The organism is Sedimentisphaera salicampi, from assembly GCF_002117005.1.
Lineage (GTDB): Bacteria > Planctomycetota > Phycisphaerae > Sedimentisphaerales > Sedimentisphaeraceae > Sedimentisphaera > Sedimentisphaera salicampi.
In genome coordinates this window covers 393,474-409,407 of sequence record NZ_CP021023.1, presented here as the reverse complement: position 1 = coordinate 409,407, position 15,934 = coordinate 393,474, and the positions used below count along the sequence as shown (strand labels likewise).

General features: G+C 45.8%; 14 protein-coding genes and 1 tRNA gene. 5 read left to right on the top strand and 10 right to left on the bottom strand.

Annotated elements, in window-relative coordinates:
* Nucleotides 1-102: 102 nt before the first annotated feature.
* Genes STSP1_RS01550 through STSP1_RS01535 form a run of 4 tightly spaced genes read right to left on the bottom strand, consistent with a single transcriptional unit; the run spans nt 103 to nt 3,677 of the window.
* Nucleotides 103-1,470, bottom strand: a complete 1,368-nt coding sequence (locus STSP1_RS01550; RefSeq protein WP_085754665.1) for an MFS transporter — start codon at nt 1,468-1,470, stop codon at nt 103-105.
* A gap of 31 nt (nt 1,471-1,501) precedes the next feature.
* Nucleotides 1,502-2,149: an NAD(P)H-hydrate epimerase gene (locus tag STSP1_RS01545; protein WP_161491553.1), complete on the bottom strand. Its 648-nt coding sequence runs from the start codon at nt 2,147-2,149 to the stop codon at nt 1,502-1,504.
* Between the two features lie 10 nt (nt 2,150-2,159).
* Nucleotides 2,160-3,254 (bottom strand): DNA topoisomerase IV subunit A, encoded by a 1,095-nt coding sequence (locus STSP1_RS01540; RefSeq protein WP_085754663.1) that lies wholly within the window; start codon nt 3,252-3,254, stop codon nt 2,160-2,162.
* A 12-nt stretch (nt 3,255-3,266) separates the two neighbouring features.
* Nucleotides 3,267-3,677, bottom strand: coding sequence for a secondary thiamine-phosphate synthase enzyme YjbQ (locus STSP1_RS01535; RefSeq protein WP_085754662.1), 411 nt, complete (start codon nt 3,675-3,677; stop codon nt 3,267-3,269).
* Nucleotides 3,678-3,913: 236 nt separating this feature from the next.
* Between STSP1_RS01535 and STSP1_RS01530 the strand changes: the two genes are divergently transcribed.
* Together STSP1_RS01530 and STSP1_RS01525 are read left to right on the top strand one after the other, a co-directional pair.
* Complete coding sequence (locus STSP1_RS01530; protein ID WP_085754661.1) at nt 3,914-4,411, top strand: coiled-coil domain-containing protein; 498 nt, start codon at nt 3,914-3,916, stop codon at nt 4,409-4,411.
* Nucleotides 4,412-4,442: 31 nt separating this feature from the next.
* Nucleotides 4,443-5,783, top strand: coding sequence for a glycoside hydrolase family 16 protein (locus tag STSP1_RS01525; protein ID WP_085754660.1), 1,341 nt, complete (start codon nt 4,443-4,445; stop codon nt 5,781-5,783).
* A 38-nt stretch (nt 5,784-5,821) separates the two neighbouring features.
* Here the strand turns inward: STSP1_RS01525 and STSP1_RS01520 are convergent.
* Nucleotides 5,822-5,911: transfer RNA gene (locus tag STSP1_RS01520), tRNA-Ser, on the bottom strand.
* 6 nt (nt 5,912-5,917) lie between these two features.
* On the bottom strand, nt 5,918-6,433 hold the full coding sequence (tadA, locus tag STSP1_RS01515; protein ID WP_085754659.1) for a tRNA adenosine(34) deaminase TadA: 516 nt from the start codon (nt 6,431-6,433) through the stop codon (nt 5,918-5,920).
* A gap of 175 nt (nt 6,434-6,608) precedes the next feature.
* Between tadA and STSP1_RS01510 the strand changes: the two genes are divergently transcribed.
* The 3 genes from STSP1_RS01510 to STSP1_RS01500 are packed head-to-tail and all read left to right on the top strand — an operon-like array spanning nt 6,609 to nt 9,971.
* Nucleotides 6,609-7,703 (top strand): M20 family metallopeptidase, encoded by a 1,095-nt coding sequence (locus STSP1_RS01510; protein ID WP_085754658.1) that lies wholly within the window; start codon nt 6,609-6,611, stop codon nt 7,701-7,703.
* A 41-nt stretch (nt 7,704-7,744) separates the two neighbouring features.
* Complete coding sequence (locus STSP1_RS01505; protein WP_085754657.1) at nt 7,745-8,299, top strand: helix-turn-helix domain-containing protein; 555 nt, start codon at nt 7,745-7,747, stop codon at nt 8,297-8,299.
* A gap of 13 nt (nt 8,300-8,312) precedes the next feature.
* Nucleotides 8,313-9,971 carry an AMP-binding protein gene (locus tag STSP1_RS01500; protein ID WP_085754656.1) on the top strand — a complete coding sequence of 553 codons (1,659 nt, stop codon included), beginning with the start codon at nt 8,313-8,315 and terminating at the stop codon, nt 9,969-9,971.
* Nucleotides 9,972-9,986: 15 nt separating this feature from the next.
* Here STSP1_RS01500 and STSP1_RS01495 read toward each other — a convergent pair whose 3' ends face one another.
* From STSP1_RS01495 to STSP1_RS01480, 4 genes are read right to left on the bottom strand one after another with little or no spacing between them, the layout of a single operon-like run.
* Complete coding sequence (locus STSP1_RS01495) at nt 9,987-12,083, bottom strand: GxGYxYP domain-containing protein (RefSeq protein WP_085754655.1); 2,097 nt, start codon at nt 12,081-12,083, stop codon at nt 9,987-9,989.
* A 22-nt stretch (nt 12,084-12,105) separates the two neighbouring features.
* Nucleotides 12,106-13,542 (bottom strand): glycoside hydrolase family 125 protein, encoded by a 1,437-nt coding sequence (locus tag STSP1_RS01490; protein ID WP_193432582.1) that lies wholly within the window; start codon nt 13,540-13,542, stop codon nt 12,106-12,108.
* Nucleotides 13,543-13,564: 22 nt separating this feature from the next.
* Nucleotides 13,565-14,671 carry an ROK family protein gene (locus STSP1_RS01485; RefSeq protein ID WP_085754654.1) on the bottom strand — a complete coding sequence of 369 codons (1,107 nt, stop codon included), beginning with the start codon at nt 14,669-14,671 and terminating at the stop codon, nt 13,565-13,567.
* Nucleotides 14,672-14,687: 16 nt separating this feature from the next.
* Nucleotides 14,688-15,863, bottom strand: a complete 1,176-nt coding sequence (locus STSP1_RS01480; protein ID WP_085754653.1) for an MFS transporter — start codon at nt 15,861-15,863, stop codon at nt 14,688-14,690.
* Nucleotides 15,864-15,934 lie beyond the last annotated feature (71 nt).

Below are 15,934 nucleotides of genomic sequence, written 5' to 3'. Positions count from 1 at the left end.
GGATTATCTTTAAAATTCGGGTTAGTTTCCTTTAATCTATTATATATACGAAAACTGACAGTTCAATCAGCATTGAGCCTAAATTCGCAAAAGCAGGCACAATTATTGATCTTCGTTTGATTTAGTTATAACAAATGAACCTATTGTTGCTTTCATAGAAGCAATGAGCATAACAAATACCTTCCTACCCCGCCAGTCTTGTTCAAGAGAAACGGAGCCAAGAAGCAGATGTGGAACGATGCAGAGAATGGCTGAAAAAGCAAAGAGCAATCGGTAACTCATTGATGTAGATTCTAACCCGGGAAATATATTTGTTAATCCGCTCAGAAAGAGGCCTCCCAAAAGCGAGCCCAGAGCTATCGAAAGAGAAAAAATCAAGTTCAGGATTGAAATTTGAGCCTGATTGTGCTGAGGGGTAACGTAGAACATATGTCTTGTCTGGGCAACTCCGTTTCCCGCCTGAAATATGCTCCAAGTGCAGAAAAGAATGAAGAACATAATCTTTGATATTATTCCCGTTGAAATAAAACACCAGAGGAGCAGCGTAATTATCATGCCAATATGAGAAAATGTAAAGACTGAACGGTTGCCGTATTTATCGCAGACAATCCCCCAGAATTTCAGGCTGATAATTGCCCCCAGAGGCACCATTGCAGTAGCGGCGATGATAGACCCGCTCAGCGCACCTTCGGTTTTCAGAAACTTAACAAAAAATGCAAAGGGCATATAGGCAGCGATGTTGTATATACAGATATAAATACACAAATCCCTTACCGGTTTATTTTTCAGCACTGAGATTACTGTTCTTAGAGGGCTTATATTTTTGTTTTCTTCGCTTAGCGGTTTTTCAGCGATCCCGCTCAGTGATATTATTTTACTAAGAAAAAACAGTTCGCCCACTGCGAAAACAGCAAAAAACCTCCACCATTCAGGCTCTTCCCCCAAGAAGAAAGAAATAAGAAAAGTGCCGATCATCAGTGCAATTTGCCATCTTCTTCGGAAGAGACCGAAAAATTTGCCCGCTGCCCTTCTGGGCACATTATCCTGAAGCATTGGGAACCATGACGCCCCGCCCAAACTCTCAAAAATTGAATGAAGAACAGCAGCAGAAAAAACGACATACAGCATGGTCGAATCGGGCATCAGCTTGTAATGATGGATCAAAGGGGCGAACACAATTGGCAGAGCCAAAATACTCGAGACCACCCCGGAACAGTAAAGAAGAGCCTTCCGTTTGCCTAAGCGGTACATAACATATATACCCATAACGAAAAAGGGGCTTCCAAGCCATATAGAAGAGTTGATCAAGCCGATGTAGAAATCAGTTGCACCCGCATCAATCACAAAAAGCTGCAGGGGCTGAGAAAGAAGGCAGTAGCTGCCTATTACTTTGCCGATAACTGATGCCGAAGCGGATCTTATCGAGTGTTTTCGGTATGCAGATTGTATTCTTCCGGATTTAGTAAGCACCAGCCGTCCAAGCCCTGTAATTCCCGTTCAATTATCCGCCTATCCCTGCCACAGTAACCATGCCAGTATAATCAGCAGCATCATCCGCGGCAAAGCCCTTTTTACGGGCAACAAATGTTACAGTTGTCTCCGCCTTAACCGCAATATCCTCCACTTCTCCTGTGTTGCAGTTCATCCCGGAGGGGATATCCACAGCGAGCACTTTCTTCCCAGCATCATTTATCATACTTATTATTCCTTTTAAAGGCTCTCTAAGCGAGCCGCTGAAGCCGGTTCCCAGCATCGCATCGATTATAACATCTGAATTGTAAATCATCTCACGAATCTTTTCGGTGTCCAAAACATTATGTACCGGCAGCCCCATTTTCTTTATTATCTTGAGATTCTCGCCAGCATCACCTGAAATTTTGGTCTCATCTGCTGCAAGCATTACTGAAACCTCCGCGCCGCAAAGATTCAGATGCCTTGCAGCAACGAATCCGTCGCCGCCGTTGTTTCCACCGCCCGCGAAAACCACAGCAGAAAAATCAGGTTTCCCGCCAGCCAGCTCTATGCATTTCTCAGCGCAGCTCCTGCCGGCGTTTTCCATAAGAATCATCCCGGGTATGCCCTTTTCCTCCATCGCTTTTCTGTCGTAGTCCTGCACCTGTTCTCGGGTGAGATGCTTACTGTTTTGCATAATCAATCCTCTAAGGCAAAAATTTATTCGGATTTGCAAGTTTTTCGGGCAGATATTCATTTACCACAAAATCAAGGCTGTGTTTAGCGAACGCCTGCTGCTCCACACGTACGCCCATTTTGAGCATTTGATTTATGGCCTTCTGCCACTGCTTGTAATGCTTCACGAACGGGTCGTTTTTGAGAGCGTCTTTTGCGCGTTTTATGTCAATCTCTTTGAGCTTATGGGTAGGCAGGTTGTAGTCGATGATATCCTGCGGGGTAACTCCGAGGAATTTCGCTCCGGGAACACAGAAAAATTCGCTCAAATGCGCTGCATTCCCAGAACCAACTTTAAGCGTACGGTAGATATTGAAGTATCCGTATGGATCACCATCGACGAATGCGTAAACTGGAATCTCAAGCGATTCAGAAAGCCTTCTGATAAAACGTCTGCAAGCCCTCGTTGGAACGCCTCCCATACTTATCAGTATGCAGTTATTCGTGTCCCAGAAGCCGTACTGAAGGAGCCTCTGGAATGCGCCCGCTGTTTCGACGGCAAGGATAAAATTGGCCTTGCTCTTGAATTCCAGCTCTTCAACTGCGTTTGGGATTGAATAAGCCCCTGAGCCGAATTTTGTGCAGTCTATCTCGAGCTCGGAGCCCTCATGGTCTTTGTCGTAAACAAGAAGCCTTCCTGCAACTGAACCGCCCTTCTCTTCAGGGAAGAATTTCATCTTCTCCCTGTTTATCTTGAAGGTGGCCTCAACGTCATCCATTATCGTATCAGATTCAGACTGCTCATCAAAGCCGGCTTCCCCCCAGTTTTTGGAGATATAGTAGGCCTCCCTCTTTGTAGCCATATCGTCTGTATCGATAAGCTCCTTTGAAAGCGCCATCATCTTGAGAGTTTGGGCGAACGTTTTCACAGTTCCCACGGTGAGCGTACGTATTTTGCTCTTGCCGCGCATCTGGAAGTGCCCTTTCTTTTCGTGATAGGCCACATTCGAGAGCGACCGCAGAGGCGTAGTCATTGTCGGTTTCTGAGATTTTACAATTTTATCGTGTATGTCCTGCGCAGAATCCTTTATCACCTGCGCAACATTTTGCTGTTTGTTTTCTTCCATTTATCTTTCCAGTTAAGATCCTTCTACAAGTGCCATAAACTTCCTTGTCCGCGGCCCGTCAAATTCGCAGAAAAAAATGCTCTGCCACGTTCCAAGGGCAATCGCTCCTTCTGAAATTATGTAATCCTCGCTCACCCCAATCAGAGAAGACTTTATATGACCGTCTGAATTGCCCTCGCAGTGCTTGAAGCCCTGCATATCCTTCGGAAACTGTTTCTCAAGAGCGAGCAGGATATCCCGCTGGACATCCGGATCTGCGTTCTCATTTGTTGTTATAGCGGCGGTTGTATGGGGGCAGTAAACAGTTACCCTGCCGTTTTTTATCCCGGTCTGCCTGATAAAATCCATTACCGGCTGCGTAATATCCTTCATCTGACACCGCCTGTTTGTGGCAACGCGAAAAACTTGATGTTCGTATTTCATAATCAATATCCCTCAATAAACAATGCAGAATTATAAGCGATGCTGCAAATTCTTCAACATTTATGATAACATAGCAAGGGCGAAATGGAAACCGCCAAAACGTAAAAGCATTGCCCTATATTATTTCAGTGTAATAAAATAAGAATTCTGTTTGAAAGATTTTTGATTGAAAAAGCTGCTTGCACAAAATAAAATGCTCTCTGTTAATCAAGAAATAATTTACAGGAGTTACTATTATGATTAAATCGGCAAAGCTTATTGTTTTAGTATTATTTGCAATTCTGGCTGCAGGCTGCAGTGAGAGCCAGAAGATCTCTCAGCTCAGGCTGCAAAATGCAGAGCTTTCTAAGAAAATTAAATCCCAGCAGAAAGAGTATGAGACTCGTATAGAGAAGCTTAAGGAGAAATATAAGTCCAAGCTGGAGAAGATGTCGCCGGAGTATAAGGAAGAACAGCTCAAGGCAAAAGACCAGCAAATAGCCAGACTGAAAGAAACTATAAACCAAAACAAGAAAACGATAGACGGCTATGCCAAAATGCTCATACAGACAGTCGGCAAGGTAAAAGAGCTTGAAAAACAGCTTTCCGAACACAAAGGGCAATCTCAGCCTTCTGAAGATAATACCGGCAATGAAAATAATGGACCTGCTTCAGATGAAGAAACTCAGCAGAAACTTGAAAAAATGAAACAGTTAAGGCAGAAAGCTATAGAGCAGAAAAACAGCTCAAGCTGAAAACCAAATTAATTCATTGAAAGGCAATTGCATGAAAAAGGGCTTTTGTATTGTCGGAGCAGCTTTGTTGCTGTTTGCGCAAGGTTATGTATCCGCATCAATTGATGATTCAACTCCGCCTTCCTCACAGCCTGCCTCAGGCGGCAGGGGCTGGGAGCTCATCTGGAGCGATGAATTCAACGGGCAAGAGCTGGACAGTTCAAAATGGAGCAGGCAGGTAAGTACGAAAAGCCGGAATCCGAGATGGGATAAGGGAATCCACGACTGGTGGTGGAAAGCGGACAATGCTTTTCTCGATGGAAATGGAAAGCTTATACTGCGAGCCGAAAAACACGACTGGAACACCCTTTACTGCGGATCTATTAATACCAACAATATCTATGAGCCCCAATACGGATATTTCGAAGTCCGGATGAAAGCTGCCGACACCTCAAAGGCCGTGCATACTGCATTCTGGTTTCAGGGCGATAATATGGGCGATATTGACGGTTCAGGAGCGGACGGGGCTGAGATAGATGTGTTCGAATCGGCTTGGGTTGGAGATTTTACCAAATCCGTTGTTCATATTGACGGCTACGGCAGTAATAAGCAGGCAAATACAAAACGATGGAATGCCCCGGGCATTCACTCAGGCTTCCATACCTACGGACTCGAATGGACAGAAGACTATCTCAAGATTTATTACGACGGCCAACTCAAAACGCAGTACACTAACGCAAAATGGATTCCGCAGGTTGGCGAGTATATATGGCTCTCTGATGGAGCGAGCTTTGGGGACGGCGATTTTCAATCCCAGCAGAATGGTTTTTTGACCGACGCAGAAGTTGAATATGTACGAGTATGGCAGAAAGACACCTCTGGCGAGCAGATAACCAACGATTCGGGACAGGCAGTTCAATATTCAGAAGGCTGGGGAAGCTGGTCGGGTAATCCGGGCTATCAAAATGATTCCCATTACTGCAACACTCCTTGGAAATGGGCTGAATTTACATTTACTGGCACAAAGGCAGTTTATTACGGCTTCAAGCGGAATGACCTCGGAATCGCCCGTATTTACTTAGATTCAATACTCCAAACGACAGTAGACTGCTATTCCAGCCAACCGGAATACTTTGTCCCGCTCTATGAAACCCCGTGGCTTCCCTACGGAACGCATACTTTAATGGTGAGGGTAATCAATGAAAAAAATCCTGCAAGCTCTGGAAATGAGATAATAATTGATGCCTTCGGGAGCTTCAATGAATACACTGCAGACTTAAACGAAGACCAAAAAGTAGATTTGCTCGATTTCAGCGGATTAGCTCTCGGATGGCAGGATAACTATAATCTCCAGCAGCTCAGCGAACTTACAGCACAATGGCTGTTGGAATAGAAAACGCCGACAAAATTTTCAGTCGGCGCTGCAATTAACGGAGAGAGGGGGATTCGAACCCCCGGTGCGGCGGTTAGCCGCACACACCCTTTCCAAGGGTGCACCATCAGCCGCTCGGACATCTCTCCATTTTTTTAATCATTATCTTTCTGAAGCTTTTTATTCTCAGCTATCTGCTCACGTCTTCTTTTGAAAAAATCTGAAAGCATCATAGAACAGGGGTCTTCAAGAACCCCTCTCTTAACCTCAAGTCTGTGGTTCAGCCTTTCATCCTGCACTATATTGTACAGAGAACGGGCTGCCCCAGTTTTGGGATCGTCGCAGGCGTAAACGAGCCTATCCATTCTCGCAAGAACCATCGCTCCGGCACACATCGTACATGGCTCAAGCGTAACATATAGCGTACAGCCGTGAAGCCTCCAGGAGCCGATATATTCGGAAGCCTGAGTTATGGCGATCATTTCTGCGTGGGCTGTCGGGTCTTTCAGCAGCTCCCGCTGGTTGCAGGCACGGGCAATAATTCTGCCCTCATACTCGATGCAGGCTCCAATCGGCACATCGCCGGATTCCTCGGCAATCTGTGCCTGTTTTATTGCCTCAAGCATATAATGTTCGTCCGGCTTTTTAGCCTGAATCGTAATGTCCTGCATAAACCTTATGCCCAAATTTAAATTTATAAGCAGTAAGTTAATCTGCCAGCTGCGAGCGGAATATTCTAACGAAAACGCCCGACTGTGCAAGGGCTATTAAAGAAATCAGATAAGTGAAAAACACAGAAATGCACTGATTATTGACAACACGAGGGCAGAGATAATAATATTGAATATGAAAAAACTGCTCAGAAAACTTATTGAAGCAAACTCCACCGCTGAAAAGGGCGAGTTAGAAGCTGCTAAGGTTCTCAAAGACTTCTTCGTCAAGCAGAATATAGACTGCGAAATAGACCAGTGGGATGAAAACCGCGCAAACGTTACCGCCAAAATTAAAGGTGAAAAATCAGACGGAGCTATCCTCATTGCAGGCCATCTGGATGTTGTGCCGGCGTTAAAGAACTCTTGGCACAGCTCGCCTTTTACTCTAACAGAAGAAGGCGGACACCTATTTGGAAGAGGCACAGCCGATATGAAAGGCCCTCTGGCCGCAGCAGCTTCTGCAATGGCGAAAACAGCAGAAAACAAAACTGCCAAGAGAGATATTATATTCACGGCCACAGCTGGCGAGGAGACCAACAGCTGCGGAATACTGCGTTTTGCCGAAAAGGAAAAGCATCTTGAAGGAAGACTGAGAGGCATAATAGTCCCTGAGCCAACCGATCTGAAGCTGGTTACAGCACACAAGGGGCTTCTCTGGCTAATGCTCAAAACTACCGGAAAAACAGCTCACGGCTCTATACCCCATGAGGGCGAGAATGCTGTTGTAAAAATGGCTGAGGCTGTTCATCGCCTTTCAAATATAAAATTCACTAACCAAACACATCCACTGCTCGGAGAGTCAACAATCAGCATTAACAAGATAAGCGGCGGCTCAGCAGCGAATGTAGTTCCCGATGAATGCCGAATCTGGGCAGACATACGCCTTTTGCCAGGCCAGAGCAAAGATGTAGCTCTGAAAGAAATCAGCAGACTTCTTGAAGGTGTTAACTTCGAAGCTGAAACCAAAAGATACGTTGATGCATTTGAAACAGAGCCTGATGATGATTTTGTTAAAGAGCTTGAAACGCTCTCCTCTTGCAAACCCGAAACGATATTCTTCACAACCGACGCCCCATACCTAAAGCAGTTAAGTAAATCTATAGCAGTGATTGGTCCAGGGAAACCGAATATGTGCCACAAGCCGGATGAAAGCATTACTGAAGATGAATTGATCAAAGGCAGGGATTTCTATGCAGATGCCCTGAACTGCTTTGCATTTGAAGACTGATTTTATTAGCCGCAGATACTTATTATGCTGGGAGGTTTATTATGCGTGAGAAGATTAAAGAAATAGCCCGAAGGGTTGGAGAGCTCAGATGTTTGATGGATATAAGCCCTAAGGACATGAGCTCGAGGCTCGGGATTGATGAACAAACCTACAAAAGCTATGAGGCCGCTGAGAAAGATATGCCTGCAAGCATTCTTATAGCAATCGCAGATGAATTAGGAGTTGACAGTACTGTACTGCTAACGGGAAAAGAAGCGAAAATGCATCTTTTCAGCGTTACAAGAAAAGGGAAAGGTGTGCAGATAGACCGACGCAGGCAGTATGGTTATGAAGCTCTATCAACAGAATTCTTTCATAAAAAGGCCGATCCGTTTATCGTTACAGTTTCTCCCGATACCAGTGAAGAACAAATCAAACCTGCCGCACATGCCGGTCAGGAATTCAACTATATCCTGAGGGGTGAACTCAAACTTATGATACACGAAAATGAAATATACCTTTCTGAGGGTGATTCAATATATTTCGATTCAAGCTGCCCGCACAGGATGCAGGCAATGAACGGCGAAGAAGCAGTGTTTCTGGCGATAGTAATGTAGAACAGGAGAAACGATGAACCTCTTAAATAGATTCTTAAAACAAACCAGCTTTGAATCATATGAAGACTTCCGCAAAAACTATCAGGTTGAGATCCCTGAAAATTTCAATTTTGCTTACGATGTTGTTGATTACTATGCAGAGCATTCACCTCAGAAACGGGCACTTGTATGGGTTGATGACGATGATAATGAAAAGATAATCAGCTTCAGCGAGATGAGTGAATACAGCCTTCGTGCAGCATCTTACTTTGATTGCAAAGGAATCCGCAAGGGAGATTGCGTGCTGCTTACGCTTAAGGGAAGATTTGAATTCTGGTACTGCCTGCTTGGATTGCACAGAATAGGCGCTATTGCCGTGCCTGCTACCCATATGCTCAAGAAGAAAGACTTTGAATACCGCTTTGACAAGGCGCGGATAAAGATGGTCGTAAGCGATAACGATCCCGAACTGACAAAGGAAATCGACGCTGCTCATGAAAGTTTCAGTGACCTTGTTCAAATTAAAAGCTGCCTTAAAAAATCACCGAATGAGCAGTGGGATAATTTCTCCGAAGCAATTGAACATTTCTCGCCAGTTTTTGATCGCAGGGAAGGTGGGAACAGTGCCGGAGGCGAGGATCCTATGCTGGTTTATTTCTCTTCCGGAACTACCGCCTTTCCAAAAATGGTTGAACACAATTTCAACTACCCGCTTGGCCATATAATAACTGCTAAATACTGGCAAAACGTGATTGATGACGGGCTTCATTACACCGTAGCGGATACTGGCTGGGCGAAATGCGTTTGGGGAAAGATTTACGGGCAATGGATCTCGGGCAGCGCCGTGTTTGCCTATGATTACAAAAAGTTTGATGCTGCAAAGCTTCTGAAAAAGGCGGCAAAATACAAAGTTAATACTTTCTGCGCTCCGCCAACGATTTACCGTTTTATCATTAAAGAAGATATTGAAAAATACGACTTCTCCAACATCAAATACTGCGTGGTGGCAGGAGAACCATTGAATCCGGAAATTTACAATAAATTTCTTATCTACACGGGAATTAAACTTATGGAAGGCTACGGCCAAACAGAAACCACTCCCCTTGTGTTTACATTTCCCGAAACTCAGCCGAAACCCGGGTCTATGGGCAAGCCGAATCCCGACTACGACCTTAAGCTGATAAACTCCGAAGGCAAAGAATGCGATCCAGGCGAGGAGGGCGAGATCGTAATCGACACCGCTGCGCACATACCTGCCGGCCTTTTTACGAAATACCGCTCCGAGCCGGAAAGAACAGACCAGAGTTGGTACAACAATTTCTATCATACCGGCGATGTTGCGTGGAAAGATGAGGACGGATATTTCTGGTTTGTTGGCAGAGCGGATGATGTAATAAAAAGCAGCGGCTATCGCATAGGCCCATTCGAAGTGGAAAGTGCTTTGTTAGAGCATCCTGCTGTCTTAGAGTGCGCAGTAACCGGCGTGCCTGATGAGGTTCGAGGAACCGCAGTTAAGGCAACTGTAGTGCTCACTAGAGATTATAAGCCTTCCGATGAGCTGGTAAGAGAGCTTCAGAAACATGTAAAAAATGTTACTGCACCATACAAGTATCCGCGGATTGTCGAATTTGCTCAGAGCCTGCCCAAAACAATCAGCGGAAAGATTCGCCGTGTTCAGCTGCGAAAGGAGTGAGCTTCCGCTGAAATATTAATGTTCTACATTTAAGCGGATCAGTTCGATGAAATCTTCCGCATTAACCACCCGAACATCTGAATCAAGCTTTTTGATAGTATTGCGGATATCATCCATGCCCCTGCTCCATGCGTGCACTGTTACGAAGGTATAGCTATCAGGTATGCTCGGATTTGTGGGCAATTCGTTAATACTGCCTGCAAGCTCTTCAGGAGTTGAACGAACTGCTGAATAGAATTTTTCATCCCTGAAATCGAAACGTGCACACACCATAGGCTTGCCGTCGAACCATAGAATTTTGCCGTTATACGGGGCGTATTTTACGTATTCCATAAAAAAGAAACCCCTGAGCCTGTCTATAGATGTGAAATATTTTATTTTATCGTAGTAGTCCTGAGTTAGGCGGCTATCAGGCATAATCCTGTCTATAAGCAGAAGAGTACGGAGGTCTGCCCTTTCGAGGAATTCGTCGAGTCTTTGGGAATGAGTCTGCATATAAGGGGCATGGTATGGGTAGAAATATCCGAGCCCGCAGTAACCCACGAAGGCATCATTTTCTGTGGCAGCATCGTACCACATATCCACGCCCGCAGGCGAAAGCTCCACGAGCGAAGGGGCCATCCCCCAGCTCATTGGAAACTCGCCTCGATGCTGATTTGCATAGAATTTATCTTCGCTGTAGAACGAATCAGGGCCTATCTCTGTAAGAATATTGTCCATATCACTCATAATGAACGTTACATAATGAACCCCCTGCTCGCTATCGGGCTTTTCTCGGGAAATCTTCTGCGTGAATTTCTCATCCTTCATTGCCGGCCCGGTTGATGCGTGAACGGAAAGATTGAGCATCCAGTCTGAAGGCATTTGAAAGAGGCCTTCCTCAGAGTGCAGCTTCACTGTAAGCCCTTCATCCGAAGTAGTTCCGTCCTGCCAGCCGTAAACAGGGCTCACAGGCTCCATGCTCCTGTAAACTCTTCGTGAAAGCTCTTCATCGCTGTGCCACCAGTTAAGAGCCTTCATAGCAGGCGCAAAATCCTTCATATGGAAGACGCTTGGATGACGCCTCATATCGTTTGTATGAACGATTATCGCCTCCTCGTTGATCTCATCCCTGAAGTTATTATAAACCCATTCACAGTCCTTTCTGCTAACATCTGCGGCAAGTTTATACCCAGCCTTTAGAGCAGTCTGCTCAAGGCTTTTATCCACTGCCACTGCATCCCTCAGCCCCGCCATTGTATTAGCAGCGCTGATTGAAGGCTTGTAATCGAGATCGTAGAGGACATAGCTTCCGGAGGTGTGTTTTTTCATAGCTTTAAGAAGACGGGGAAAATCGTTCTCATAAGAGCGGTCTAAGCTTACACTGAATTCTTTTTTAAGGTAGTCAAGAAAAGTATCATCGCCTGTATCTATCCATATCTTTGGCCCTTCTGTGCGGGCAGTAACGCCCTGCAGAGACTGAACCGCTATCGAAACAGCCCCTTTGGATCTTCTCTGCATAGGAAACGTAATCAGCGAATCACCCTTAGAAATAGATTTAATCTCACCGTACAGCGGACTGTAGTCTATCTCCCTGTAAAGAGCTATATTGTCAAGCAGGATGCTCCCGCTTTCTTTGCCATGCGAGCGTACTTCAAACTGAACATCGACAAAGTATGCTTTGTTATGAGCGGTGAATTCTTCATTGCCCTGTTTCCAGCTGCCCTTTTTAGCCGTGAGTTTTCTTTTCTCCACTGAAAGAACATTTTCGCCCTGAAGGCCAAACGAACGCAAGACAAGGTAAAGAGATGCTGTATTATTAAAATCGCTTTGGGCTTTAAGACTGAAATCTACGCAAAACTTCTCTGATCTTCTGATGTTAATCAAATCGGAACGCATTTCAGCCCGGCTGTTTTCCTGAACATTTAACGTAAAACACCTTTCCCCGCTATTTGGGATGTACTCTTTAGCTTTGCAAGCTTCTGTATCCCAGCAGGAAAGCCCATGCTCTGCCCCGCCGTTTTTCAGCGGAGAGTATGAGCGGTCGTATTCGGCTGAGGCATAAGAAACAAAACAGAAAAGCAGCAAAACAGCCAGCAGAATAGCCCAGTTGCGATTTAACCCCTTCAGCATCTCAATTTACCTTTCATAAGTCTTATACAGTTTTCTTTTTCAAAATTCGCGGATATTTCTTGTAAGTTTCGATCACAAGTTCGCCAAATAGAGTGTTAGCCCAGGCAAACCATTCCCTTGAAAAATCTTTCGGGTTATCCTTGTTGAATGATTCATGCATAAAACCTGTGCCTGCGTGGGTGTTTTTGAGCATCCTCAGGCAGAGTGCAATCTCTTCGGAGTTATTGCTTGTCAGGGCTCTTAAAATGATCCCCATAGGCCAGATTGATTCTTTACCTGTATGCGGACTGCCATAGCCTTCCGCAGCGCTTCCCTCGAAATACCATGGGTTGTAGCTGCTTAACAGATATTCTCTTGTCCTGCGGTAAATCGAATCTGAGCTTTTGTGATAGCCCAGATAGCTCAGAGATATAAGGCTCGGAACATTCGCATCATCCATAAACAGATGATTACCGTATCCGTCTGCCTCATAAGCATATATTTTGCCGAAATGGAGGTGCTCTCTTGTGCCCCATTTCATCACAGCCTGCTCCACCTCATCAGCGAGCGAGCTGCATTCTGCGGCGAATTTCTCGTCATCCAGCTTGGTTCGATACAAGTCAGCAAGTTGCCTGAGGCTCTGAACAGCAAACAGATTTGATGGAATCAGGAAAGGAAGCACTGTAGCATCATCAGATGGGCGGAACATTGAACATATCAGCCCAACGGGGTTAATTGGCCTTCCTGTACCGTCAAACACAGGAGCATCTGTCATACGGGATGTTTCCCTGCTGAAGCGGTATGGGGTAGAATGGTCTTTTCTCTGCTCTGTCTTGAATGTCTTAACGATAAGACGCATAGCCTTATCCCACTCTCTGTCAAAACAGCTCGTATCGCCTGTAATCTGGTAATATTCATTCGCAAGGCGAACTACATAACACAGAGAGTCGATCTCCCATTTTCTCTCATGCACGCCGGCTTTAGGTGCAGGCCTGTCGCTTGCCCAGTGTGAGGGTTTGTCCATATCCTTATAGAAAGCATTGGCATAAGGATCCAAAAGAACGCATTTTACCTGACGATTCACAAGACCTTTGATCATCGTTTTCAGGTGTTTATCCTTTTTTATCAGAGGCATATAAGGCCATACCTGACAAGTCGAATCACGCAGCCACATTGCATCAATATCGCCCGTAATTATGAATGTATCGGGCTTGCCGTCTATCATCTCAAAATCGGTGGTTGTATCGAGCGTGTTCGGGTAGCAGTTTTCAAACATCCAGCTAAGCTCAGGGTCCTTTATAAAGGACTTAACCTCATCTATTGTATTTTCTACTGCTGAGCTTTTGAAGGTTCTTTTGTTCGGAGCGGGCCTCTGTGAAACAAATTTTTGCTCTTCAGCACCCAAAGACACACCTCCACCCGCTGCAAGGACTGCGGTCAGCAGAGAAGCGTCTTTCATAAAATCGCGTCTGTTAATCATTACATTATCCTTTCCTGTATAATCAGCTTTTGTCAAGTTCACTCAAGGCATAGGCGTATGCCCCTATTGAGATGGCTTGGCTTGTATCAAGCACTGCCTTTCCGATTCCAATACGTTTCATAGCGTCGTAGGGGATTTCTTTATCGCTTCCCGGAACCTTCAACTGCTTGACTTTGCCTTTGATGAATTCCTTCCGCCCTTCTTCGCTCTCCAGATCGAGGGTTGTCTGGACGATTCTCGGCTGGGGCTCGCCGGCGTAGCTGCTGATAGTTCCGTTCATCTGCTTCAGGGCTGCATCTATAAACATATCGTATGCAGCGGAAAGCCCGCCCCCTATTACGATGATACCATCAATCAGGGTGATTGCATTGGCAAGCGAATCGCCGACTATCTCGCCCAGCTCGGCAAACGAATCCAGCGCAGCATGTTTATTGCCCTCTTGAGTGCCGTTTGCGATTTCGTAAATATCCTTGGGCTCGGGGGCATTTTCCTGCGATATTCCAGCAAGCTCTGCATACTTGTTCTTTACCGCCCTTATGCTCACGCCCTCTTCAGCGAAACACTCAGGATACTTACTGTTCCTTGTGATCCATATCTCGCCGGCGGCGGAGTTATCGCCTATAAAGAGCTCTCCGTTCGAAACTATTCCCGCTCCGAACCCTGTTCCGATTGTTATGCCGAACAGATTCTTGAAGCGTGTTGGCGAGCCTGCCTTCTCAAGCATACTGTTTACCTTAGGCAGGAATCCGGCGATCGCCTCGCCGTAAACAAACAAATCCCCGTCGTTGTTTATATAAACGGGAATCTGGAATTTCTCTTCCAAGTAGGTGCCAAGCGGTATTCCGCCCGCATAAGCGGGCAGGTTGCCTACGTTATCTATAATCCCGTTGGGATAATCCGCAGGGCCGGGGAATGCAAAGCTGATTGCCGCCGGTTTTTGAGGGAGCTTCTCGATCACCTCAGAAAAACCCTTCACCATTGAACCAAGGCTCTTATCAAGGTCGTCTGCGAAGGCGGGCAGTTTAACCGGCTCAACAATTTCCTTCATATCCTGCATCGCAGAGAAAACGAAATTCGTTCCCCCTGCATCAAGGGTTAATACAATTCTGTTATCATTTGTTGGATTCATCTCTCACCTCATTTGATCAAGGACTAGGTACTGCTTCTGGTTCAATCTGCTTCGGCTTATCCTTCTCAAGAGAAAGTACCAGAAGATACACAAAGCAGATTACAGGAACGATAAAGGCTTTAGTGCCGAGCTCCATATCAACAAGACTGCCCATAACCAGCGGCACGAGCGCCCCGCCGGAGATAGCCATACACATAAGGCCGCTGAGCTCGCTTCCGCGCGCTGGGTCCTTCTCTACTGTAATTGAGAAGAGCATTGGCCAGATATTAGCAAATCCGAGGCCTGCAAGCAATACGCCCAGTACTGCTATCTTCGCCGCACCAAACATTAGTATCAACCCGCCGGCAAGACCCATCAGGGCTGAGAGCCTGAAGAAGGTACGCTGAGAGAGGAAGTTCAATACAGCACCCCCGCCGAGACGGCCGACTGTCAGCATAAGGAAGAAAAATGCAGGGCCGAATCTTGAGGCTGTGGTTTCTTCAAGACCCATCTTTTCAAGAAGAGGAAGGAGGAACCTTGCCATACATACCTCAGAGCCCACATAAAGGAAGATCCCGAGAACCGCTAAAGCGTAAACAGGCTTTTTCAAAAGACCAAGACCGGACTTCAGGCTTGGTGGAACGTCTGCCTTTGTCTCGTTTACTTTGATAGTGCAAACCCAAATAAAAGCTGCTGCCATAAGCACGAAGAAAATCGGGAATACGCCTCTCCAGCCAAGTGTTTTGAATATCGCAAAACCTGCAACAGCCGTTACAAGATATGAGGAAACTGAGCTTCCGATTCCCTTGAAGCCCTGAGCGAAGCTGAGATTGCGGCCGTATTTGCCTTCAGCGCTCACATCGTGCATAATCGGATTTCCGGCTACCTGAAGGAATGTTGTTCCAATCCCCAGAACAAAAATGCAGCCGAGAAGAACAGCAAATGTAGGGTCCACAAGGCACGGTATCAGCATAGCTGCTGCATTGAGGCCAAGGCCGAGAAGAAGAAGCCTTTTCTTGCCGATTCTTGCTGCCAGAAGACCGCCAGGGACACTGAAAACAGCGAACGCTATAAATACAAAGAACGATAAGAGGGTTGCTGTTACGTTGCTGAGTTCGTAATTCTCCCTTACCGCCTCAGACATCGGGCCCATTGCATCTGCAACGCCCATCATCAGAAATACAAAAAGTATTGGAATTGTTTGGATTCTCACGGTTCTTCCTTTCGTTTAATTAACCAGTCATTGCGATTTGTACATTAACACTCTAAAGCCTGCCTCTGTCC